Consider the following 23,159-nt stretch of genomic DNA (forward strand, 5'->3'; position numbering starts at 1 on the left):
ATGCAGAACATACCTGCCTGCATCGCACTGCTGCTTCCGTCGAATGAACAGCCACAGAACAGCGCTCTCCCCGTCACCCGTTCCAGGTAACTGATCTCATCATAAACAAGGAAACCACCTTTGCAACACGATTGTCGCTTTCGGTCACAACTCCAGCAAAAATGTGACCGGCCCATCATTTATCAGATGCACCTGCATGTCCGCAGCGAAAATACCCGTTGCAACATCCACCCCCTCATCCCGTAGACACCGCACGCAATATTCATAAAGGCGCCTCCCCTGCTCCGGCTCGGCAGCACAGGAGAAGCTGGGGCGACGCCCCTTTCGCGTATCTGCAGCCAGGGTAAACTGGGACACCGCCAACAGGGCTCCTCCTGCATCGCGCACATCCAGATTCATCTTGCCGGCCTCATCGGCAAACACCCGATATCCCACAATCCGTTGCGCCATCCGCTCAACCAGAGGCTCATCATCGTGCGCCTCGATACCGATCAACAGCAACAGGCCCCGCTCAATCTTTCCCACCACATTGCCATCGACCTCAACACAAGCTTCACGGACTCGCTGTAGCAACACTTTCACGCTGTTATCCTTTTGGTCAACCGCTGAACCGCCGCCACCAGAGCCTGGGCAATGGCAGGGTGTGAAGCGGAATGCGCACCACCAGCCACCCTTGTCAGCACACTATTTGGCAGTACCTGATGCAGGCTTTCCGCCTGATCCATCGGGCACACAAAGTCCCGATCACCATGCACTATTTCCACAGGAATCACGCTACCGGCACAGGCTTCCAGTAAAGGTTGGTCGAGAAACCCACCCGCCAGGAAGTAATGCACCTCCTGCATTGCCATGCAGAGTTCATCATCACTTCCCCTACCCGCAGGCGACGGCATCATCCCCGCCAGCACCGCTTCCCAATTACACCAATGGCGCGCATATTCCCGCGCATCGTCACCGCCCAGCGCAGTTGAATACCGCTGCAGCAAGGAGCCCTGCAGGGATGCCACCGGCGCGTTCACCGCTTGCCATTCCCGCGGAAAAAGTCGCGCCGCCCCGGAAGCGGTATATAACCAGTCCATATCCTGCTGACGACACAGAAACACACCACGAAGCACCATCCCTGTGACCCGTTGCGGGCAGGCCACCGCATACGCCAGCGCCAAAGTCACCCCCCATGAACCGCCGAACAACATCCAGCGGTCAATATCAAAATGCTGGCGAACCTTTTCCAGGTCGCTGATCAGATCGGCTGTGGTATTGTGCTCGGTGCAGGCCAGCGGTCGGCTTTGTCCTGCCCCACGCTGGTCCAGCAGAATGATGCGAAACTGTTCCGGATCAAAAAAACGCCGTTGCATGGGAGAGCTGCCGCCCCCCGGACCGCCATGAAGCACCACAACCGGTATACCGTCAGGGTTGCCGCTCTCTTCCACATAGAGTTGGTGCCCATCACCCACCGGCAGATACAATTGCTGACGACAATCAAGAAAAGGAAACAGTGACATGAGTGCAGTCTTGTCCAGACCTAAAACAGCAGCATACCTGTTGATGATTGCACTGCAACTACTGATCAGCGGGTGCCAGGATTCGCCCCCTGAAGAAGCTATCCGTGCCGCACTTGCGGAATTGGAAGAGGCCGTTGAAACCGGGGACACCGGCACCATCATGGACAGATTAACCGACTCGGCTGTCATCCACCGCGGCCAGGCCATGGATCGCCAAACACTGCAGCGCACACTCGTCGGTCTTTTTTTCCGTTACCCCAAACGCCAGCTCACCCTGGCAGGTATCCAGATAGAAATCGCCCCCGGCGGCAACACCGCTCGGGCACGATTCACCGCTCTGGTGTGGGGAGGCAGGAACGTACTGCCGGAGAACGCTGACAGCTATCAGGTGGACAGTCACTGGGTGAAGGACGGCGACTGGAAGATTGAGAGCCTGGAGAGTAACCGGGTCTACGAATGACAGTGAAGGCTGCCCGACCGGCACAGCCTTTCAAGCATTTGTTTCTCTTTTATTTATTTTATTAAAACGCAAAAGGCCGCACCCACATTCTGTGGCGCGGCCTCATACTGGCAAGTCACAACAACGCGCTATCGCGCCGCTGTTAACTGCCTTTCAGTCGTCATCACTCCCAAGCTCGCCTTCCATGTCGAGCTCCTTGATCTTGCGAGTCAGGGTATTACGGCCCCAACCCAATAGTGCAGCAGCATCTCGCTTGCGGCCACCCGTATGTTGCAGAGCGACTTCGATCATGGTGCGCTCGAATCCCGGAACAGCCTGCTCAAGGATGCCACGCTCGCCTTGAGACAGTGCACGGTCAGCCCAGTTGCGCAGGGACTTGAGCCAGTCGCCACTGACATCGCCACCCTTGCTTGCCACCACTTCTTTCAGCTCCGGCGGCAAGTCATCTACCAGCACCTCACGGCCAGAAGCCATCACTGTCAGCCAACGACAGGTATTCTCCAGCTGGCGAACATTCCCCTGCCAAGGCTGCGCCGCCAGATATTTTTCCGTGTCCTTGTGCAGCACCTTGGGCTCCACACCCAGCTCACTGGCGGCCCGCTGCAGAAAATAATTGGCCAACCGGGGAATGTCTTCGCGCCGCTCGGACAAGCGCGGAATATGGATACGGATAACGTTTAGACGGTGGAATAAATCCTCACGAAAATCACCTTCTTTCACCAGCTTTTCCAGATCCTGGTGGGTCGCAGCAATAATGCGTACATCAACATGGATTGGCGTGGTACCACCCACACGGTAGAACTCGTTTTCCTGCAGCACCCGCAGCAAACGAGTCTGTGCCTCCAACGGCATATCACCGATTTCATCCAGGAACAGGGTCCCGCCGTTTGCCTGCTCAAAGCGGCCAACGCGCTGATTGTTAGCGCCGGTAAACGCCCCCTTCTCATGGCCAAACAGCTCTGACTCAATGAGGTCCTTGGGGATCGCAGCCATATTCAAGGCCACAAAATTTTTCTCACGGCGCATGGAATGCCTGTGCAGGGCCCGAGCCACCAACTCCTTACCGGTACCGGATTGACCATTGATCAACACGGTCACATTGGAATGGCTAAGGCGGCCAATGGCACGAAACACTTCCTGCATGGCAGGCGCTTCGCCAATGATCTCTGTAGGAGCTTCTTCTACGGCAGCCGGAAAGCCTTCCTGGGTTTCTTCACGATGCTTGATGGCGCGGCGCACCAGTGCAACCGCTTCATCCACGTCAAAGGGCTTGGGAAGGTATTCAAATGCGCCGCCCTGATAAGACGCCACTGCAGAATCCAGATCCGAATGCGCGGTCATGATAATCACTGGAAGATCCGGATTCTTGCGCTGCAGAATCTTCAGCATGCGCAACCCATCGGTCCCCGGCATACGCACATCACTGATCAGAACCTGGGGCTCACTCCCCCCCTCCTCCAAGGTATTCAGCGCCTCATCGGCATCCTCGAAACAGGTCACGGCATAGCCTTCCTGGCTCAGTGCTTTTTCCAATACCCAACGAATGGAGCGGTCATCGTCTACAACCCAGATACTTACACTCATGACCAGCCTCTCCGTGGATTTCCGATTTTTTTACTCATAACGCAACATTCTCTTTTTCGACTTCATCCGGCTGCTCCATGGGCAGCAGAATACTGAATATGGTTTCGCCCGGTACGCTCTCACATTCAATCAGGCCGTGATGCTGACTGATGATGGACTGGGCAATCGACAACCCCAACCCGGTACCCGCTGCACGGCCACTCACCATGGGATAGAACAGCGTTTCCTGCACTTCAGGATCAATCCCCGGGCCGTTATCAATGACGTCGACTCGCAACACCAGACGGTGCCGCAGCGCGCCAATCGTGAACTGACGCAGCACCCGCGTTCGCATGATAATCCGGGCATTTTCGGTAGCTGACTCCAGTAAAGCCTGGGTCGCATTGCGAATCAGGTTGAGTAATACCTGGATCAACTGATCCCGGTCGGCCACCACATCCGGCAAACTGATGTCGTAATCGCGCCAGATCGCCACCCCAACGGGATGCTCGGCCAACAACAGTTGCCGAACATGCTCCAGACACTCGTGCACATTCACCGGTCGGAACTGGGGAGGCTTGCGCGGTCCCAGCATGCGGTCCGCCACATTCCGCAAACGATCCGCCTCATCGATGATGACCTTGGTGTATTCAGTCAGCTCGGGATCAGGCAATGCCCGCTCCAGTAACTGGGCTGCACCGCGGATACCCCCCAGCGGATTCTTGATCTCATGGGCCACCCCTCGCACCAATGCCCGAGTAGCCTGATGCGCATGCAACAGCGCCTCTTCACGGGTAATCCGCAGCAACCTGTCCAGCGCCTGCAATTCAAGCAACAGACACAAGGGCTGACCGGGTTCGTTAATCGGGCTCACGGAGTAATCCACCGTGACTTCATAGCCCGGGGCCACGGAAAGCCTGGCCTCACGTCGGGTGAACGGGTGCTCATCCTCAATGCACTGCTCAAGTGCAGCACGGGCATCCGCATCATCGTAGAAGTATTCAGGGAGGGTCTGGCCCACCGCTCGCACGGCACTGGTCGCCAGCAGCATCTCTGCCGCCGGATTCAGGTAACGCACGCGCAGCTCACTATCGAGCATGACCACCGCAGTGCGCAGGTTATCCAGCAACCGTTTGTGCAAAATGACACCACCTTTCAACTATTGGCCCATAACAGGGCATAAGCAATTATCAGGCCACCTTACGCGCACCGTTAAATCGCCCTGTTTCAGGTTCAGGTGTGCGCTTCACGCCAGCCGTTGAAAGAAGTGTATCGAGAAGGGATAGGAATATGCACCACAAAGGTGCAATTTAGTTGCGCGGAGTGGGTCGCGGCAGGGCAGGACGAGCAGGGGAGGCACGATCTGCCGCCCCTCCCACATTGGCACTACCACCCGCACTGGCACCGCCACCTACACCGGCAGCATTGCCACGATCAGCGGCGCCACCCACATCTGCGGTCGCCCCATTGCGGTCAGGGCGATGCCTGAAATCACTGGCCGTACTGCGGTGCACATAGAATTCCACCGCCGAGGAAGAAATCAGTACCTGACCGTCACTATCAAGCACCTTGACCACCAACGCATGCCCGCCTCGCTCCGGTGCCTCAATACTCATCCCTGGCTGCGCCACACCATCCACATAAAGCACCAGTGAATCACCAGAACGAAGCGCAGGCTCCAATTCGACTGTCACCATCACCGCAGCTTCCGGGTTTCTCACGGTGGACTCGTTGGCCGGCGAAGTAATCTTGAGAGAGGAATATCCCTTGAACAGCGACGACGTCTCTTCCTCGTCACTGGAAGAGCCAATATCGCTCAAATCCACCTGTTTTATAGGTACGGTGTTCATCTCCCGCAGCTGAACCTCTTCAGACTCCACTCCCTCTGGCTGCTGGTCGGTAAACACCACATTGCCATTGGCATCCACACTGCGGTAAATCCCGCTGGCCGGCTTCTCCGATGCTTCTGCAGCAAAACCCACCCCTGCCAGTACAAGCAGACCCAGCAGCAAGCTCCATTGCATTCTCATAATGCCTCTCCATGATCTGATTACCCGATTCTGTCCCCTGGTTGGACAAGAGGAAAGGGCTAATTGCTCAATTTTCTGCACCCAAGCCGCTTGCCGTGAATCTGACGCATAAAAAAAGCCCCCGACAAGCGGGGGCTTTTTAACTGCCAGTTTCCGAAGAAATTAGCAGGAGTAGTACATGTCGAACTCAACCGGGTGCGGAGTCATGTTCAGACGCTCGATCTCACCACGCTTCAGGGAGATGTAGCCGTCGATCATGTCCTTGGTGAATACATCACCTTCGGTCAGGAAGTCCATGTCAGCTTCCAGGCAATCCAGAGCCATGGTCAGGGTGTGCGCCACAGTCGGGATGTCTTTCGCTTCTTCAGCCGGCAGATCGTAGAGATCCTTGTCCATGGCATCGCCAGGGTGCAGCTTGTTCTTGATACCGTCCAGGCCAGCCATCAGCAGTGCCGCGAAGCACAGGTAGGGGTTGGCAGAAGGATCAGGGAAGCGCGCTTCGATACGACGAGCCTTGGCGCTGCTCACGAACGGAATACGGATGGAAGCAGAACGGTTACGGGCAGAGTAAGCCAGCATTACCGGAGCTTCGAAGCCGGGCACCAGACGCTTGTAAGAGTTGGTGGAACCGTTGGTGAAGGCGTTCAGGGCGCGAGCGTGCTTGATGATACCGCCGATGAAGTACAGGGCTTCGTCGGACAGACCAGCATAGCCGTCGCCTGCGAACAGGTTCTTGCCGTCTTTGGCCAGAGACACGTGAACGTGCATACCGGAACCGTTATCACCGATCAGCGGCTTGGGCATGAAGGTAGCGGTCTTGCCGTAGGCGTGAGCCACGTTGTGTACGCAGTACTTGAGGATCTGTACTTCGTCAGCCTTGGCAGTCAGGGTGTTGGCGCCAACGCCGATCTCACACTGACCAGCAGTACCCACTTCGTGGTGGTGTACTTCGATCTTCAGACCCATGGACTCCATGGCAGAACACATGGCGCCACGCAGGTCGTGCAGGCTGTCTACCGGCGGAACCGGGAAGTAGCCGCCTTTCACGCCCGGACGGTGACCAATGTTGCCACCTTCGAAGTCTTCGTGGGAAACCCACGCAGCTTCTTCGGAGTGGATGTTGTACATGGAACCCTGCATGTCGGATTTCCACTGTACGGAATCGAATACGAAGAACTCCGGCTCCGGACCGAACAGGGCAGAGTCAGCGATACCGGTGGACTTCAGGTACTCTTCAGCGCGCTTGGCAACGGAACGCGGGTCACGCTCGTAACCGGTCATGGTGTTCGGCTCGAGAATGTCGCAACGCAGGTTCAGAGTAGCCACGTCAGTGAACGGGTCCAGTACGGCGCTGGCGTCGTCAGGCATCATCACCATGTCGGATTCGTTGATGCCTTTCCAGCCGGCGATGGAGGAGCCATCGAACATTTTGCCGTCGGTGAAGAAATCTTCGTCGATCTCACCCACTGGCAGAGTAACGTGCTGCTCCTTACCACGGCTATCGGTGAAGCGCAGGTCCACCCATTTCACATCGTTTTCTTTAATCAGCTTGAGGGTCTTTTCAGACATTGTCGTGCGTCCTCCTAAGGAACAGCGGGTTTGTCTCTGACTTTCTCTACTGCACCGGTATGGAGCAATACAGAGAGCCGGTATTCTCGGCCAGTCGGCCTGCTTTGCCAATAGGGAGGCAAATACCATGCCAGCCCTTTTTTAGCGCATCACGCCTTTTCTCTGGGGTTTAACGGGGGATGCACCACACGAATGCACCATATCGGAACACATAGAGATCGAAAAGCACTAAAACAGTGCGCCATTGTCTTCACCGACTCGCAGAAGCACATAAACCTCATGCCCCTGCTCCCCGGTTTCCAGCACCTCATGGCCATTGATACGGCACCAAGCCGGGATATCATTCAAGGAACCCGGGTCTGTGCTGATAACCCGCAACTGATCTCCGGTCTGCAGGGTTCGCACCTTGTTCTGGGTCTTGATGACCGGCATCGGGCACAGCAGGCGGCGGGTATCCAGCTCATGAATCACATCAGACATATCGTCACCCCACATTCCAGGCCACGGGGACATCATCGGGCAGCGCCGGTTTGACGGTCACCTGACGGGCCACTCCATCTGCCTGACGTATTTCAAGGGTCACTTCATCCTGAACCCGGCCTTTCGAGTAGCGCGCCACAATAGCAGCAGCCTGCTGAAGCTCTTCTTCGTTCTCGAAATTGCCATCCACCAGCGCCAAGGGGCCGGGGCAACTTACCGTGGTGATGCTGGTGAACATATAGCGGTAGCCTTCCAGGAAACGGTTCTCACCTTCCTCACGGCTAATGATCAGCTTGTAATGGGGCTTGGGCCGCAGGTGGCGCCCTACCTTGAGCAGCATGATGTCATCCAGCTCATAGCGCCGCTCATTACGGGCCTTCCACAAATCTGCCAGCTTGTTGGAATAAGACTCATCCGTCAGGAAGCAACAGCCGCCAGCTGGCTGGGCAAAGTCATCCAGCCCAAAATGTTTGGCCAACGCCATTTGCGGCTTGCGATTACGGCCAGAGAAATCGAACAACTCATCGCGGTTCACCCAGCCCTCCCGCTCCGGCAGGGTCGCTGGCAGATTCTTGGCACACAGCGGGCGCAGCAGACGGTCATCCGCACCGGATTCCTGGCTAATGATCGGCATGGTTTCCTTACGCTGACTCTTCGGGCGCTGGCCAATGACTTCGCCTGTAACAATGAAGTCGAAGCCTCGATCACCGGCGAATTCACGCGCCTTGTTAATCATCAGCGTAGCCTGGTTAACCATGAAAATCTTGCAATCCAGGCAGGGGTTCAGGTTAGCGCCATAACCGTGCTTGGGGTTAAGCACCACATCCTTGTACTCCTCGGAGATATCAATGATGTGCATCTTGATGCCCAACTGCTCGGCCACCCACAAAGCGTTGTTACGCTTGTCTTTGTCCTTGTCTTTCTTGCGGATCGCGTGGGTATGGCCTTCCACACAAAAACCGGTGAAGAAGTTTACCCCTTCCACCTCGATTCCCTGCTCCTGCATTACCTTCACAGCCAGCATGGAATCCAGTCCGCCGGACACCAGCGCGATGGCTCGACGCTGAATCGGTTGGGTTGCCTCAGTCATGAAATAAACCTGCCTGTCAGTGGCGCATAAAACCTGCAACGCCCTGAGCCTGAAAATTGGGCGGCGAAGTATAGCAATCGCCCGGTTTTCACGCATCCTCCACGACCACCGTCTGTCACTTGCACGTCACAGTGACTCACCACACTGCCGTTCTCGACTATCAATCACCGACCCACACTATGCAATTCCGACTTCGCAGCCTGGGGCTGACTATCACTATGTTGGCCATCAGTGTCGCCCAGATCTGGTGGTGGCACACTCCCCAGGCCCCCTGGCTTATTCATAAGCAACCACTGGCCGGGCAACGTATCTGCGTCATCGGGGATGCGGGCTGGAGTAACGAGCCAGCTCTCACCATCGGCTCAGCCATGGTAGAACTGCGATGCAACCAGATTCGCTATCTCGGTGATCTGGTCTATCCGGATGGTATCAGCAGCCCCGACGATCCACTGATCGAAACGCGCTTCCTGCCCACTCTGAAACCCGCACTGGATGCAGGCATTCCGGTCTATCTGGTACTGGGTAACCATGACTGGAAGCAGAGCGGGGACGCCTGGCTGGAAGTGGCAAGGCGCCACCCACTGATCCATTTCCCCCATTTCTACTATTTTGAAAGCTGGCCCGATGCTTGCGCCTTCAGCCTGGAAACCACCTGGTTCGAAAAGTGGTATCACTTACATCGCCAAGGAAATTGGCTGGAGAGCAGCAAGACGCAGGCACAGCAACAACACTGCCGACTCAGCCTGGTCTTTACCCATCACCCCATGTACAGCACAGGCTCTCACGGCAACGCAGGAGAGATGATCAATCTGGGTTTGAAGCACAAGCTGGTTGGGCACCTGGATCTGATCATGAGCGGACATGACCACATCCTGTCTGATGAAGGTGAATACCAAGGCACACGCCAGCTGATCTCCGGATCAGCCAGCATCAATAATGATCTCGGGCCCGGCAGTGACAAACAGCACTTCACCCGCGCCACCCATGGACTACTGACTCTGGACATCGAGAACAGGGGTGACAGGCTCACTGTGGACTACCGGTTTTATAGTGTTCTCGGCAACCGTGAGGCCCCATTAATCACCTTGCTATGGCAAGGCACCCAGCATGGAGAAGGCGTAAGATAAGCGGCATTTCACTATCCGCTCCTGTTAAAAAACCGCGAAATATCCTTGAGCACCGACGCCAGCGCATCACTGAGCTTCGCAAGCACCACGCCCTCATCCTCAGGAGGCAGATCGTTCACTCGACTGATGGTCATCTCAGACAAGCCTCCGGCCTTCAAGGGCATAGCTACCTTGTAGTCCTCACCCACATAGGCGAGTGCATCCCAGCTGGCAACCAGCCGATAGCTCTGATCACGGCGTGGCGCGAAAAGGGACGTACCAATCGCGTAATCCGACGCAGGATTAGTCACTCCCAGCAAGGGCAGCAAAGTGGGCATCACATCCAGATGACTGGTGGGGCGTGACACAACACCTGGAGGGCGCCCCGGCACCGCCATCACTAGCGGCACATGGATCTGCTGCCGATGGAATTCAGAATTGTGCCCCCAGCGGCCATTTTCCATGAACTCCTCCCCATGATCGCCTGTAATAATCACTATCGTATCTTTCAGACGACCTCGCTCTTCCAGCTCTGACAACACCCGGCCCAACTGCTGGTCGAGATGGTGGGAGGCGTTGACATAACGATTGAAGATACCGCCAATATCCTTTTCCAGATCCATGGTCGCGTAGTTCATGTCTGGCAGATAATCTTCCCGGATCACACTCTCCTCGGGGAAGTAATAACGAGCATGGGCAGATTCAAAGAACATGAATCCCATGAAAGGCTGCCCGTCTGGATTGGCACCCATCCATTTCAACAAGCGCGTCACATTGCGACGATCCCGCTTCCAGCCCTCTTCGTTATCATCACTCACCATGCTTTCTTTTGGCACATTGACGAACACGGTGCGATCAAATTCCGGATAGCTAAAATTGGCACTGGTAAACAAACCCAGCCGGTAATCTTCTTCCTGCAACAGATCCATCACCACCGGCGAGCGGCGTTCATCCAGAACGCTGAACCAATAATTGCCGGGGAGCCCATAGAACAGACTGAAAATTCCCATACGAGTACCATTGCCCCCACTGATATGGTCAGTGAAACGGGTACCATGCTTTTCGGCAAAACCCCACAGATTTGGCATGATTTCCGGTGTCAGCATGTCCCAACGCAAGGACTCCGCCACCAGGATCATGACATTGGGGCGAGCCGCGTCATCAATCAGCTGAACAGGGTTTCCGGGGTAATCGAGACGGCCTTTCACATCGGCCTGCAAATCACTACCACGCGTCATTTCAACGCCCCATTCCTCTGCCACACGCCGAAAGGTAGTGGGCTGATAGAAGGGTACGGACTGGGCCGCCATCAGCACCGGGCGGTAACCCTTAAGATGGCTGAAACCATACACAGCCCTCTCCCCCACCATACACAGCAACAGGATCGCAGCCATATAACGCAGTCCTGGCACGGGACGGAAGCGAGTCAGTAGCAGCACAGCTCCCTGAATCATCAGCACCAGCAGGCAAATCACCGCCACCGTGAGTGACGTTGACGCACTGCCCCCCATGGATTCAATACCTCCGGGTGTGGTGATCAGATTCCAGACAAAGCCATTAAGATGAAAGCCATACATGCCATAAATCTGACTATCCACCAGCAACAGGATCGTCAACAGGGACAGGACCAGCAACGCCACCATCTGCTCAAGACGACGGCCCAGCACCAGACCGAGTAGGCGACAGAGCCCGGCAATCAGGCCCACATACAGCGCTGAATACCCCAGCGCCGCCGTCAGCAGAAACAGTCTCCCGTCTGCGGGCAAACCTGGCAATGCCGTTCGCGCGGTATACAACTGAATAACAAACAGGAGTAGAAGGTTCGCCAGGTAAAACGCCCGCAAGCGGGCCTCGGAGGCAGTAGCTCGCTGCATAATGCATCACCAAAAGAAATCCATCGGGAAACCTTGCATTGCCCGACTTAAGGAAAACTTAATTTATTGTTGTTCTTCTGCTGCCTGCGGTACGACACCCGCCACGGCGAATTGTTGTTTTGAAAATTCCACACGTTCCGCCGCCGGGCGGTCTTCCCCTTTCAGTGCATCCAGGTGCTTTTCGACAATGCCACAGCGGCGCAGCAGGCCATCATCCATGGCAATCTGGATATTCAGGCCGGGCCGGGCATTCAGTTCCAGCATCATTGGGCCGTGATCGCGATCCATGACCAGATCCACCCCAAGATAACCCAGCCCCGTCAGGTCATAACAACGGGCCGCCAGGGCCAGACAATCTTCCCAGTCCGGCACGGTCAGCCCGGCAACCGCATTGGCGGTATCCGGATGGCGTTCGATACGCTGATTGTGCCAGGTGCCCCCCAGGGTTACCCCGGTGGACAGATCCAGTCCTACACCTATGGCACCCTGATGGAGGTTGGCCTTGCCCTGGGACTGCCTGGTGGGCAAACGCAGCATCGCCGCTACCGGGTAGCCCTTGAGCACGATGATGCGGATATCCGGCACACCTTCATAGCTGATGCGGTTGAACAGTTCGGTGGAGCGCACCCGGTATTCGATCAGCGCCTCATCCCGATGACCTCCCAGCGAATAGATGCCGGACAGGATTCCCGAGATGTGATGCTCCAGCTCGTCCTGAGTAATGATGCGACCGGAAGCGGAACGGAAGTAATGCTCGAAGCGATCAGCAATCACCATGATGCCATCACCACCCGCGCCCTGGGCCGGCTTGATGACAAAATCGCGATGAGTATCCACTACCTTGCGCAAGGTGCTGATACCCTGTTCAGTGCGGATAGCACCGTACAGTTCAGGCACCCGAATGCCCGCCTCGAGGGCCATCTTCTTGGTCTTGAGCTTGTCATCCACCAAAGGATAGAGACTGCGTTTGTTGTAGCGCAGAATGTAGTCACCATTGCGCTGGTTGATCCCCATCACACCACGGGCACGCAGCGCCTTGCGGGTCTTCGACCAGAACATCAGTGCTTATCTCCATCCACCATGGCGCGGAAACGAACCAGCTCAGTGACGCGATAGCCCCGATAGTGGCCCATCATCACCATAAAGGCCGCCACACACAGCAATACGCCCGGGAAAGTGAAGACAAAATAGGTCAGTGGCTGCCAGACCATCAGCAAGTGGCTCAGCACCGCCACAAACAAGGTTCCCATACCGATCTTCAACGACTGGGAACCACCCCGCTCTTCCCACACGATGGAGGTTCGTTCGATAACCATGGTTAATACCACCATGGGGAACAAACCCACGGACAATCCAGAGCCGATGCCCAGCTTGTAGCCCAGCAAACTCATCAGCGCCATCACCATTACCACAAAGGTAAGCACCACCGACAACCGGGGTAATAACTGTAATTTGAGATGCTCAAGATAAGATCGTAACGACAAGCCCAGCGCAGTAATGAACACAAACAGCAGCACGCCATAGATCACCTGGGTTTCCCTGAAGGCCAGGGCAATCAGTACCGGCGTAAAAGTACCCAACGTTTCCATGCCCACCAGCGATCGCATCAGCAGCACCAGGATCACCCCGATGGGGATCATGATCAGGGTGCGATACAACTGCTGTGCCGGCAGCGGCAATTCATAAAGCGAGAAGTCGATAAAGCTGCTGGCATCCTTGAGACGCAGGGTTTGCGCCAGCTGCAACGCACTCATCTCGTTGCGATGCACACTGAACACCATATCCGCAGATTTGCCGCCATCGACCTGCATCAGCGGCTCCCAGCCTCGCCACCAGACCAAGCGATCTTCCGGCAGCCCCTGCTGACCATTCATGGGGTTAAAGTACAACCACTGTCGACCGTTATAGCTACGCAGCCACAGCTCAGGCTCCTGTTCCTGAGACTCGGCAAGCCGCAGAGTGTGTACCGGCTCTATGGGGATATGCGACAGGCCCAGCAGCAAATCAATGACGCGGGCACGATTGCGTGCACTGACATCACTACCGAGAAGCAGCTGAGCGTTGTCATTTTGCAGCTCGTTAACGCGCTTGATGGTTTCCCGGATGAAGGTTTCCACATCCGCAGAATGTTGCCGAATCGGCTCCAGCAACGCTTCTGCCGCCAGACGGTCAGGCCCTTCGATATTAGGAGCCTGACGGAACTGCGGGCCAGGTTCCACTTCACGGGTTTCCGCGTAGCGGTGGGTCAGCATCAAACGGTAATAGAGAAACTGGCGACCCTCAGCGCGACGGGAAGACCAGGTCACCTGACGGTTACCCTTCTCCTCGTTCACGTTGACGCCGTAGTTATTGGAAATGAAGCTCTCATTCAAGGTAGTGAAACCACTACCCAGTGGTGGCACAAACATCCGCACCTTGACCGGCTTGTTGGGCCGGGCAGAAAAGCCTACCTGCGCATCAATGACCCAAACGGGGTCCTTCTCGTCCTGACTCAGGGGAACATGCTGAACATAGACCTGATAAAGAATGCTGCCCAATCCCAACAGAAATAGTGCCAGCGCCAGAACGCGAGCCTGAAACTTCACTGAACCCATTATTGCGCCTCGGCAGCCTCCGTCGTCGCGTCGAGTTGTTCATCCATATCCAAAGTGCAGCGAGGGGAACCCGCCGTCATCTTCAATGACGGATCCACCACCGCTCCCAGGCGTTTAAGGGCATCAGCACCGATAAGCAGCGGATAACTAAAATCACTGCGATCGGTCAGATTCACCTCAATCTGCTCTGCCCGTCTGCCCATGCACACCGTCAGCATGACCATAGGCCGACGATTGTACCCTCTTTCTTCCTCTACGAGACTCTCTGCAAGACGTTTGATACGCACATGGCCTACCAGCGGAAGCTGGATATCATCCCACTGCTCACGGGTGATCCCCAGCCGGTCACGTTCTTCCTTGCTCAGGGCAAGGTCAAACTCGACCATATCCTGATCGTCGAGCTCAAAGATTTTTATATTCCGCGCACTCAGGGAAGCGGACTCGGCTCCAGTATCAAGCTTGGCCGGCACCGTCACTCCGATTTCGCGCAGCTGGACATTCTCGTTCAAGCCGTAAATCACCTTGCTGGCAGGGCCTGCTGCCTGTGCACTCAGCACATATCCGACCAACAGCAGCAAAAGTGGAAATCGCATCATAACAACCTGAAAGTAAAAGCGTTATAGCCCGGCAAGCCGACCTGAGAGCACCCTCTGTGACTGAATCGAGTCAAAAAGGTTGCGCCATTCTAGGACATCGAATCCCGGTTCGCAGGAACAAGCCTTAATTCTTGAAGTAGATCACATTCCGGCCCTCCACCGGTTGCTGTGACGGCAACCTCTGACCCTGGAGACCAACCTAATGGCTCCAACACAAGGAGAAACCCTGACAGACGGGGTATCGCCAGCCTCTGGCGCTGCTATAATGCGCGCCCCTGCGACCCCCAGATGGGGCTCGCTCATTCTTCACTGGAGCTACACTCGTGATTGAACGCCTGCGCAATATTGCCATTATCGCCCACGTTGACCACGGCAAAACCACCCTGGTGGACAAGTTGCTGCAACAGTCCGGCACCCTGGGAGATCGCGCTGGCGACATCGAGCGGGTGATGGATTCCAACGATCTGGAGAAGGAGCGTGGCATCACCATCCTCTCCAAGAACACTGCTATTCAGTGGAACGACTACCGCATCAACATCGTGGACACCCCCGGACACGCCGACTTCGGTGGTGAAGTAGAACGGGTCATGTCCATGGTGGATTCCGTGCTGCTGCTGGTCGATGCGGTAGACGGCCCCATGCCACAAACTCGCTTTGTGACCCAGAAAGCCTTCGCCGCCGGCCTCAAGCCGATCGTGGTGATCAACAAGATCGACCGTCCCGGCGCACGCCCTGACTGGGTAATGGATCAGGTATTCGATCTGTTCGACAACCTGGGCGCCACCGACGAGCAGCTCGACTTCCCGGTGATCTATGCCTCCGCCCTGAACGGCATCGCCGGCTTGGAAGCCGACAACCTGGCTGACGACATGACTCCGCTGCTGCAGGCCATCGTCGACAAGGTGGACTACCCGGATGTGGACGCTGACGGTCCGTTCCAGATGCAGATCTCCTCTCTGGATTACAACAGCTACCTGGGCATCATCGGCATCGGCCGGGTCAAGCGTGGCCAGATCAAGGCCAACAGCCCGGTGAAAGTGATCGGTGCTGACGGCGCCGTGCGCAACGGCAAGATCCTTACCATCATGGGTTACCACGGCCTCGAGCGTGTCGACGCCCCCACCGCTTCCGCCGGTGAGATCGTCTGCATTACCGGTCTGGATCCGCTGAACATTTCCGACACCCTGTGTGATCCGGCCAATGTAGAAGCGCTGACTCCGCTTAGCGTGGACGAGCCCACCGTGAGCATGTTCTTCCATGTGAACACCTCCCCGTTCGCCGGCCAGGAAGGCAAATTCGTGACCAGCCGCCAGATCCGTGAGCGCCTGGAAGCCGAACTGAAGCACAACGTGGCCCTGCGCGTGGAAGAAACCGGCAGCGCCGACCAGTTCCGCGTCTCCGGTCGTGGTGAACTGCACCTGTCAGTACTGATCGAGAACATGCGTCGTGAAGGCTTCGAGCTGGCCGTAGGCCGCCCGCAGGTAATCATCCGCGAAGAAGACGGTGTGAAGCAGGAGCCCTACGAAACCGTAGTGGCTGACGTGGAAGAGCAGCATCAGGGTTCCATCATGGAACAACTGGGTCTGCGCAAGGCCGAGATGACCAACATGGAACCGGACGGCAAGGGCCGTGTTCGCCTGGAATTCCTGGTTCCCAGCCGTGGCCTGATCGGCTTCCGCAGCCAGTTCCTGACCCTCACCTCCGGTACCGGTATCCTCAACAGCACCTTCAGCCACTATGGTGAATTCAAGGCTGGCGACATGGCCAAGCGCATCAACGGCGTGCTGGTATCCATGGTGAAAGGCAAGGCGCTGGGCTTCGCCCTGTTCAACCTGCAGGAACGTGGCCGCATGCTGATCGACCCCAACGTGGAAGTGTATGAAGGTCAGGTTATCGGTATCCACAGCCGTGGCAACGACCTGGCAGTGAACCCCACCAAGGGCAAGCAGCTGACCAACATGCGTGCGTCTGGCACCGATGAAAACATCGTCCTGACCCCGCCGATCCGCTTCAGCCTGGAACAGGCACTGGACTTCATCGAAGACGACGAGCTGGTGGAAGTCACCCCGGAGAGCCTGCGTATTCGCAAGAAGCTGCTCACCGAAACCGAGCGCAAGCGCGCTGGCCGCGCCTGATACAGGGCCGCAGCCAACAAAAAAGCCGGGCACATGCCCGGCTTTTTTATGCCGTTTCGCGGATTTCCGGGAAGACCCCGCCCCCCCTTTCCGCAGAAGCGTCGCTGGCGGATGCTCCTACAGCCGCTTCGTAGCAAGCAGCCCTTCGAAACTCGTTACTCGCAACGCGATACTCATCTCAAAAGCATCAACATCACCAGCACCCCGGCAAAGAACCCCACCATAATCCCGGCAAGAAAGCCTGCAGATGAAACAGGAGAAGAATCAGATACCAATGCGGCGCACTCTGGCTGCTCACGCTGGTAGTCTTCTACCACCTCACGGGCACGGGGCGCGTCTTCATTGTCGACCCACACCGACACCAGTCCAGCCGCCGGCAGCTCACCTACCCCACCCTGCAACAGATCCCCCTGCACTCTGGCAGCAATGCCCACCTGCTGTAGCAAATCCGCCACCACATGAGCTTCCAGCCCATCCCTGGCCTGATAGACACAGAGCAAGGGGTTACTCCTGCTGATTCACAGCTTTCTTTTCCACCACTTCCAGTAGCGAATAGCGTTCGGAGCTGGCATCCGCCGGGGCGTTTTCCACCGGCGTCACCTTCACCCGCAAGACATACTGGTAGCCCGACTCAAACTCGAAGCCCTCGATCCTGCTATAGAACAGGGAATAATTTTCTTCCCCTTCCCGGCGCACCTGAAGGCAATCCATAGGGCCAACGCCGATACATGCTGTCCGGTATGGCGCCACCTCCAGCAACTGCCCCTCAGACGTAGATTCTCCGCAGCCCACCAGCACCACCAGCGCCACGATCCATCCCAACCATACTCGCTTCATGACAAATCCCTGCTATTCTTGCCTGCCACTCAATGAGTAACACGGCTTCGCCCTGACGGCAAAAAAACAATGCTGCACATTGCACTCTACGAACCAGAAATTCCACCTAACACAGGTAATATCATCCGCCTTGCGGCCAACACCGGGGCCAGTCTGCATCTGATCGAACCCCTGGGTTTTTCGCTGGACGAAAAAAAACTGCGTCGCGCCGGACTGGACTATCGGGAATTCGCCAACCTCCAGCTACATGCCAGTTTCAACGATTTTCTTGAAAAGATCCCCGGTCAACGCCTGTTTGCCCTGACCACCAAAGCCAGCCCCCCACACAGCGAGGCGAAATTCCAGGATGGCGATGTCCTGTTGTTCGGCCCCGAAACCCGCGGCCTCCCCTTGAGCATCATCGAATCCCTGCCCGAAGCCCAACGACTACGGCTACCCATGGTCCCAGATAGCCGCAGCCTCAATCTCAGCAACGCGGTGGCCGTAACACTGTATGAAGCGTGGAGGCAGCTGGGATATGAAGGGGCAATGAACAGTGAATAGTTAACAGTGAACAGCGCGCGGACCCGGCGATCTTCAGCATTAAACGCAAGAGGCCGCGTCCATTGCCTGAGCGCGGCCTCTTGCGTTTCAGAACAGACAAACCACAAACGCGGCGCTGTTCACTATTCACTGTTAACTGTTCACTGCACCGTTTCGCCTTTCGCCTCAGCCTGGGCTTGCGCCTGCTGTTGACGCTGCTGCTGGTACAGCGCATCAAAGTTGATTGGCTGCAACAGCAATTGCGGGAAGGAACCCTTGGCGACCAGGTCAGAGACCACTTCACGCACATAGGGGAACAGCAGGTTGGGGCAGTAGGCACCCAGCAACTGAGCCAGCTCTTCGCCTTCGATCCCTTTCACGGTGAAAATACCCGCCTGCTTGACTTCAGCCAGGTAAAACGTCTTTTCTTCCGCTTCATCCTTGGCGGTCACTGTCACCGTCAGCTCCACCTCATACTCTGAGCTTTCACCGATACGGCGCGCGGCGGTATTGATCTGGATATTCACCTTGGGCTTCCATTCCTGCAGAAACACTTCAGGGGCGCCTGGGCACTCAAAGGAAGCATCCTTCAGATAGACACGCTGCAGTTGGAAAACCTGTTGTTGTTCGTCAGCCATTATTCTCTCCAGTTATTCACTCGCCCCGAGCAAGACATCCAGTTCCCCCGCCCGCTCTAGCGCATAAAGTTCATCGCACCCACCAATGGGATGCTCATTGATAAAGATCTGCGGCACCGTATGGGCGCCACCGCGCTGCTGCATCACCTGCCGCTGCGCAGGATCACGATCCACATCTGTGTCCTCATAGGACACACTCTTGCTGTCCAGCAACCGCTTGGCGCGGATGCAAAAGGGGCACCATGCGGTTGTATACAGTTCCACTTTCGCCATGGTTAAACCTCCTTATTCAGCAATCAGCCCTTCACCACCGGCAGGGACGCAGAGCGCCAGGCGTTAATGCCTCCCTGAATCCGGTACAGGTTTTCAAACCCCTTGGTACGCAGCTGTCTGCCAAGATGTGAGGCCTTGCTACCCATATCACAAGTCAGAATCAGCGGTTTATCCTTGTATTTTTCCAATTCTGCAATACGCTCTAGGGCCTGACCGGCAGGAATATTGAGGCTACCGGCAATATGACCGGCACGAAACTCATCACTGTCACGCAGATCAACAATGACCGCCTCATCCCGGTTTACCATATTGGTGGCCATCTGCGGCGTCACCGGCTTGCCCCCCCGACGGGACTCAAGCACAAAGAAAACAGCCCAAAGCAGGAAAAAGGCGGACACCAGAAGATAATGGTTGCTGGCGAATTCAAACAGTTGGCTCATGGGAACCCCGAATCAGTGGCGTTAATCCGCGCTGCCGGGCAGTACCGAGACAGTCGGATCGATGAAAAATCGGCGCCAAGTATACACACCCCCAGGGGGGTAAGGTAAAACCATGCAGCCCACTTTCAGCCCTCGCCATCCGCTGGCCGCACTCTTGGGGCTCTTTCTGGCCCTGGCGCTATGCAACTCTGCCCAGGCCGAACCCAAGCCATCCAAAGCCGAACTGGAGGCACTGAAAAGCCGTATCAGTGAACTCAGCAAGGCTCAAGCCAGGGAATTACGTGAGCGTGATGCCTTGCAGGCAGATCTGCGAGACGCAGAACTGCGTATCAGTCGCCTGGCACGCGAACAGCGCGATCTGCAAAAGCGCGAGACCGAAGCGCTAACCCAACTGCGCACTCTGGAAAAAGAGCAGGCCGCCCTCGCCAAGGACAAACGCACCCAAGTGGAGTGGCTGGCCCGGACCGTCCGCGCCAGCTATCAAAGCGGCCGTCAGGAGCGCCTTAAATTGCTGCTGAACCAGGAGCAGCCAGATCAAATTGCCCGCCTGATGCGCTATCAAGAATATTATCAGCGCGCCCGCACCGAGCGCCTTGCAGCGGTAAAGGCTGAGCTGGTGGAGCTGCAGGCAGTAAGTGAGCGAGTCGCCGCAGCCAGAGAGGTTTTACTGGACAAGCGAACCGAGCTGCAGCGCCATGCCAGCAAGCTTGAAGACGCTCAACGCAAGCGGCAACAAAGTATGGCCGCCCTGAATCGCTCCCTGGACAGCCGCGGTAGTGACATCAACCAGTTAAAAACGGATCAACAACGTCTCACCAAATTACTGGAAGAGATGCGCCGCAGCTTTGACGATATCCCGGCTGATCTGGGAGGCAAACCGTTCGGCAAACTGGCCGGAAAACTGCCATGGCCTCTGCCAGGTCGTATCACCACTGGCTATAACAGCCGCCGCGAGGGCGCACTGCGCTGGCAGGGGGTCATACTGGGCGCGCCCGGCGGCACACCAGTACGCGCCATTCATCCTGGCCGGGTAGTCTTTGCGGATTGGCTGCGAGGTTACGGACTACTGACCATTGTGGATCACGGTGATGGCTACCTGAGTCTCTATGGCTATAACCAGGCCCTGCTTCGCGAGGTGGGTGAATGGGTCGCGGCAGGAGACAGTCTCGCACTGGCGGGCAATTCAGGGGGCAACATGGCCAGTGGTCTGTATTTCGAGATACGCCATCGCGGCAAGGCAGTGAACCCGACACGCTGGTGCGACCGCCGTGTTACACTGCCCCCCATCGCCCAGAACGACCAATAACATGCACGGATGCACCGTGTTTCGGGGACACCTGATGCCTAAACTGCTTTCAAAGCACATCCAATTCACCGCAGCGGCCAGCCTGCTGGTCATGGCCTCTTTTTCTGTCCAGGCTGCGGATCCGGCCCTTGATCAACAAGCGGAACGCCAGGGTGTGCCCGTCGAAGAACTACGGGCCTTTGCTGAAGTCATGGAGCGCATCCGCTCTTCCTATATCGAAGACATCAGCGACAAAGATCTGCTGGAATCGGCGATCCGCGGCATGCTGTATGAGCTCGACCCGCACTCCAACTATCTGACCCCGGACCAGTTCGAAGATCTGCAAGTCACCACCACTGGCGAATTTGGTGGCCTGGGCATCGAAGTCACCATGGAAGATGGCTTCGTGAAGGTGGTCACGCCAGTCGATGAGTCCCCCGCCAGCAAGGCCGGCATCAAGGCCGGCGACCTGATCCTGAAAATTGATGACACCTTCGTCAAAGGCCTTACGCTGAGTGAGGCGGTGGAACTGATGCGTGGAGAGATCGGTTCAGAGATTGAACTGATGGTGCTCAGCCAGGGCGACGAAAATCCACGCCAAGTCAGTGTGAAGCGCGACAAGATTCAACTGCACAGTGTGCGCTCACGCGTGCTGGAGCCGGGTCTTGGTTATATCCGCATTTCCCAGTTCCAGAACAATACCGGCGCCGACACAGGCAAGGCCCTGGACAAGTTAAGCAAGGAAGGGCAGCTTCGCGGCCTGATTCTGGATCTGCGCAACAATCCCGGCGGCGTTCTCGGTGGCGCTGTGGAAGTGGCAGATCTGTTTCTCGAAAGCGGGCTGATTGTTTATACCCAGGGACGCAGCCCGGAAAGCCGTAGCGAATTCAAAGCCTCTGCCGGTGATCGCCTGGATGGCGTTCCACTGGTCGTTCTGGTCAACGGCGGGAGCGCATCAGCCTCTGAAATTGTTGCCGGCGCACTTCAGGACCAGCATCGCGGCCTGGTGGTTGGCAATCGCACCTTCGGCAAGGGCTCAGTCCAGACGGTCCTTCCCTTGAGCAAGGACAAAGCCCTCAAGTTGACAACCGCGCGCTACTACACCCCATCAGGACGCTCCATCCAGGCTGAAGGGATTGTTCCAGACATTGCGGTTGACCAGGTTACCCACCTGGAAGTACTGGAAGATCAGCAACTCCGTGAAGCGGACCTGCCTCGCCACCTGGACAACGAGAGCGGAGAGCACAGCAACACCCGCTCCACCCCATCTCTGGCCCAAGAGGACTACTCACTGGCCCAGGCACTGGCTATCCTCAAAGGGGTTGTCATGTCTCGCGTCCCCCCCCCCCAGGCCGATAGCGAAACGCTCTGATGGGGCTGCGTTTTTGGGCGCTCCCCCTGCTGATGCTGGCCGGTCTGGCCAGCGCGCAGGGACAACAGCCCCGTATCGCCATCATCATTGATGACCTTGGCTACAGCAGTAAACACGGTCAGGCAATCGTTGAACTCCCGGCACCAGTAACCTGTGCGGTGATTCCCTTTTCTCCCCATGGTCAGCGGCTGGCCCGGCATGCCAGCCGCGCGGGAAAAGAAGTGATCGTGCACATGCCCATGGCTGCCCGCCATCACAAAAAGCTGGATCAAGGGGGATTGCAGGTCGGCATGACGGAGCAGCAACTGCTGGCGCAAGTACGCCATGCCCTTAGCCAGATTCCCGAGGCCCGCGGCCTTAACAACCACATGGGCAGCGCGCTCACGGAACAAGAGCTGCCAATGGGGTGGCTAATGGATGAGCTCAAAGCCCACCAGCTGTTCTTTGTCGACAGCCGAACCAGCGGGCGCTCAGTGGCACAACGTCAGGCAGTAAGAATAGGGCTTGCCAATGCGGGGCGAGATATTTTTCTGGATAACGACCGCAATCTGGCAAGCATCAACAATCAGTTCAACAAACTGATCCGCCTGGCCCGCCAGCGTGGTCATGCCATTGCTATTGGTCACCCTTATCCGGAAACGGTGCACTATCTACAGCAGGTTTTACCTTTGCTCGGGCAAGCGGGCATCCAGGTCGTTCCGGTATCTGAGCTGCTGACGACACCAGTGATGAACACCGCTGTCGCCACAGCCCCCGAGCAAAGCGAAAGCTAGAGAGCCGCTGAAAAACGTCT

24 protein-coding genes are annotated in these 23,159 nt (G+C 56.7%); 7 read left to right on the forward strand and 17 right to left on the reverse strand.

Annotation, left to right across the window (positions count from 1 at the left end):
• Window positions 1-144 precede the first annotated feature (144 nt).
• Together dtd and pip are read right to left on the reverse strand one after the other, a co-directional pair.
• Window positions 145-582 carry a D-aminoacyl-tRNA deacylase gene (gene dtd, locus Y5S_RS12135; protein WP_035233311.1) on the reverse strand — a complete coding sequence of 146 codons (438 nt, stop codon included), beginning with the start codon at window positions 580-582 and terminating at the stop codon, window positions 145-147.
• A complete protein-coding gene (gene pip, locus Y5S_RS12140) occupies window positions 579-1,502 on the reverse strand; it encodes a prolyl aminopeptidase (protein ID WP_035233312.1) in 924 nt (307 codons plus the stop codon). Before pip ends, dtd begins: the two co-directional genes overlap by 4 nt.
• Between pip and Y5S_RS12145 the strand changes: the two genes are divergently transcribed.
• Window positions 1,501-1,962, forward strand: coding sequence for a nuclear transport factor 2 family protein (locus Y5S_RS12145; protein WP_035233313.1), 462 nt, complete (start codon window positions 1,501-1,503; stop codon window positions 1,960-1,962). The genes pip and Y5S_RS12145 overlap by 2 nt on opposite strands.
• Window positions 1,963-2,115: 153 nt before the next feature.
• Here Y5S_RS12145 and glnG read toward each other — a convergent pair whose 3' ends face one another.
• The 6 genes from glnG to Y5S_RS12175 form a co-directional block, all read right to left on the reverse strand.
• Complete coding sequence (glnG, locus tag Y5S_RS12150) at window positions 2,116-3,546, reverse strand: nitrogen regulation protein NR(I) (protein WP_035233314.1); 1,431 nt, start codon at window positions 3,544-3,546, stop codon at window positions 2,116-2,118.
• A 34-nt stretch (window positions 3,547-3,580) separates the two neighbouring features.
• Window positions 3,581-4,666 (reverse strand): nitrogen regulation protein NR(II), encoded by a 1,086-nt coding sequence (gene glnL / locus Y5S_RS12155; protein ID WP_197055141.1) that lies wholly within the window; start codon window positions 4,664-4,666, stop codon window positions 3,581-3,583.
• 169 nt (window positions 4,667-4,835) lie between these two features.
• Window positions 4,836-5,555, reverse strand: a complete 720-nt coding sequence (locus Y5S_RS12160) for a DUF4124 domain-containing protein (RefSeq protein WP_035233315.1) — start codon at window positions 5,553-5,555, stop codon at window positions 4,836-4,838.
• A 162-nt stretch (window positions 5,556-5,717) separates the two neighbouring features.
• Window positions 5,718-7,124 carry a glutamate--ammonia ligase gene (gene glnA, locus Y5S_RS12165; protein ID WP_035233316.1) on the reverse strand — a complete coding sequence of 469 codons (1,407 nt, stop codon included), beginning with the start codon at window positions 7,122-7,124 and terminating at the stop codon, window positions 5,718-5,720.
• A 228-nt stretch (window positions 7,125-7,352) separates the two neighbouring features.
• A complete protein-coding gene (locus tag Y5S_RS12170; protein ID WP_035233376.1) occupies window positions 7,353-7,604 on the reverse strand; it encodes a sulfurtransferase TusA family protein in 252 nt (83 codons plus the stop codon).
• 4 nt (window positions 7,605-7,608) lie between these two features.
• Entirely contained in the window at window positions 7,609-8,694 is a 1,086-nt protein-coding gene (locus Y5S_RS12175) for a tRNA (5-methylaminomethyl-2-thiouridylate)-methyltransferase (protein WP_035233317.1), read from the reverse strand.
• A 179-nt stretch (window positions 8,695-8,873) separates the two neighbouring features.
• On the opposite strand from Y5S_RS12175, the gene Y5S_RS12180 reads away from it, so the two are divergent.
• A complete protein-coding gene (locus Y5S_RS12180) occupies window positions 8,874-9,821 on the forward strand; it encodes a metallophosphoesterase (RefSeq protein ID WP_035233319.1) in 948 nt (315 codons plus the stop codon).
• 11 nt (window positions 9,822-9,832) lie between these two features.
• Here the strand turns inward: Y5S_RS12180 and Y5S_RS12185 are convergent, their stop codons facing one another.
• From Y5S_RS12185 to Y5S_RS12200, 4 genes are all read right to left on the reverse strand, one after another.
• The gene (locus Y5S_RS12185; RefSeq protein ID WP_035233320.1) at window positions 9,833-11,674 is read right to left on the reverse strand and encodes a sulfatase-like hydrolase/transferase; all 1,842 of its coding nucleotides are present in this window, start codon (window positions 11,672-11,674) and stop codon (window positions 9,833-9,835) included.
• A 63-nt stretch (window positions 11,675-11,737) separates the two neighbouring features.
• Complete coding sequence (locus Y5S_RS12190) at window positions 11,738-12,733, reverse strand: alpha-L-glutamate ligase-like protein (protein WP_035233321.1); 996 nt, start codon at window positions 12,731-12,733, stop codon at window positions 11,738-11,740.
• A complete protein-coding gene (locus Y5S_RS12195; RefSeq protein ID WP_035233322.1) occupies window positions 12,733-14,268 on the reverse strand; it encodes an inactive transglutaminase family protein in 1,536 nt (511 codons plus the stop codon). Before Y5S_RS12195 ends, Y5S_RS12190 begins: the two co-directional genes overlap by 1 nt.
• A complete protein-coding gene (locus tag Y5S_RS12200; RefSeq protein WP_081939756.1) occupies window positions 14,268-14,861 on the reverse strand; it encodes an ATP-dependent zinc protease family protein in 594 nt (197 codons plus the stop codon). The genes Y5S_RS12195 and Y5S_RS12200 overlap by 1 nt, the downstream gene beginning before the upstream one ends.
• A gap of 326 nt (window positions 14,862-15,187) precedes the next feature.
• Between Y5S_RS12200 and typA the strand changes: the two genes are divergently transcribed.
• Window positions 15,188-16,999, forward strand: a complete 1,812-nt coding sequence (gene typA, locus Y5S_RS12205; RefSeq protein WP_035233324.1) for a translational GTPase TypA — start codon at window positions 15,188-15,190, stop codon at window positions 16,997-16,999.
• Window positions 17,000-17,172: 173 nt separating this feature from the next.
• On the opposite strand, the gene Y5S_RS12210 is transcribed toward typA, so the two are convergent.
• Both Y5S_RS12210 and Y5S_RS12215 read right to left on the reverse strand, forming a co-directional pair.
• A complete protein-coding gene (locus Y5S_RS12210) occupies window positions 17,173-17,499 on the reverse strand; it encodes a putative signal transducing protein (protein ID WP_035233325.1) in 327 nt (108 codons plus the stop codon).
• Between the two features lie 4 nt (window positions 17,500-17,503).
• Window positions 17,504-17,836: a DUF4377 domain-containing protein gene (locus Y5S_RS12215; RefSeq protein WP_081939757.1), complete on the reverse strand. Its 333-nt coding sequence runs from the start codon at window positions 17,834-17,836 to the stop codon at window positions 17,504-17,506.
• Between the two features lie 69 nt (window positions 17,837-17,905).
• Here Y5S_RS12215 and trmL point away from each other — a divergent pair, with 69 nt between their 5' ends.
• On the forward strand, window positions 17,906-18,379 hold the full coding sequence (gene trmL / locus Y5S_RS12220; RefSeq protein WP_035233326.1) for a tRNA (uridine(34)/cytosine(34)/5-carboxymethylaminomethyluridine(34)-2'-O)-methyltransferase TrmL: 474 nt from the start codon (window positions 17,906-17,908) through the stop codon (window positions 18,377-18,379).
• 140 nt (window positions 18,380-18,519) lie between these two features.
• Here trmL and secB read toward each other — a convergent pair whose 3' ends face one another.
• The 3 genes from secB to Y5S_RS12235 are packed head-to-tail and all read right to left on the reverse strand — an operon-like array spanning window position 18,520 to window position 19,709.
• Window positions 18,520-18,996, reverse strand: a complete 477-nt coding sequence (gene secB, locus Y5S_RS12225; protein ID WP_035233327.1) for a protein-export chaperone SecB — start codon at window positions 18,994-18,996, stop codon at window positions 18,520-18,522.
• Between the two features lie 12 nt (window positions 18,997-19,008).
• Window positions 19,009-19,269 (reverse strand): glutaredoxin 3, encoded by a 261-nt coding sequence (gene grxC / locus Y5S_RS12230; RefSeq protein ID WP_035233328.1) that lies wholly within the window; start codon window positions 19,267-19,269, stop codon window positions 19,009-19,011.
• Between the two features lie 23 nt (window positions 19,270-19,292).
• Window positions 19,293-19,709 (reverse strand): rhodanese-like domain-containing protein, encoded by a 417-nt coding sequence (locus tag Y5S_RS12235; RefSeq protein ID WP_035233329.1) that lies wholly within the window; start codon window positions 19,707-19,709, stop codon window positions 19,293-19,295.
• 112 nt (window positions 19,710-19,821) lie between these two features.
• On the opposite strand from Y5S_RS12235, the gene Y5S_RS12240 reads away from it, so the two are divergent.
• The 3 genes from Y5S_RS12240 to Y5S_RS12250 are packed head-to-tail and all read left to right on the forward strand — an operon-like array spanning window position 19,822 to window position 23,139.
• The gene (locus Y5S_RS12240) at window positions 19,822-21,015 is read left to right on the forward strand and encodes a murein hydrolase activator EnvC family protein (protein WP_052041574.1); all 1,194 of its coding nucleotides are present in this window, start codon (window positions 19,822-19,824) and stop codon (window positions 21,013-21,015) included.
• Between the two features lie 34 nt (window positions 21,016-21,049).
• Window positions 21,050-22,366 carry a S41 family peptidase gene (locus Y5S_RS12245; RefSeq protein ID WP_035233330.1) on the forward strand — a complete coding sequence of 439 codons (1,317 nt, stop codon included), beginning with the start codon at window positions 21,050-21,052 and terminating at the stop codon, window positions 22,364-22,366.
• A complete protein-coding gene (locus Y5S_RS12250) occupies window positions 22,366-23,139 on the forward strand; it encodes a divergent polysaccharide deacetylase family protein (RefSeq protein ID WP_035233331.1) in 774 nt (257 codons plus the stop codon). The genes Y5S_RS12245 and Y5S_RS12250 overlap by 1 nt, the downstream gene beginning before the upstream one ends.
• Window positions 23,140-23,159: the final 20 nt, after the last annotated feature.

This window comes from Alcanivorax nanhaiticus, assembly GCF_000756665.1.
In the GTDB taxonomy this organism is placed as follows: Bacteria; Pseudomonadota; Gammaproteobacteria; order Pseudomonadales; family Alcanivoracaceae; genus Alcanivorax; species Alcanivorax nanhaiticus.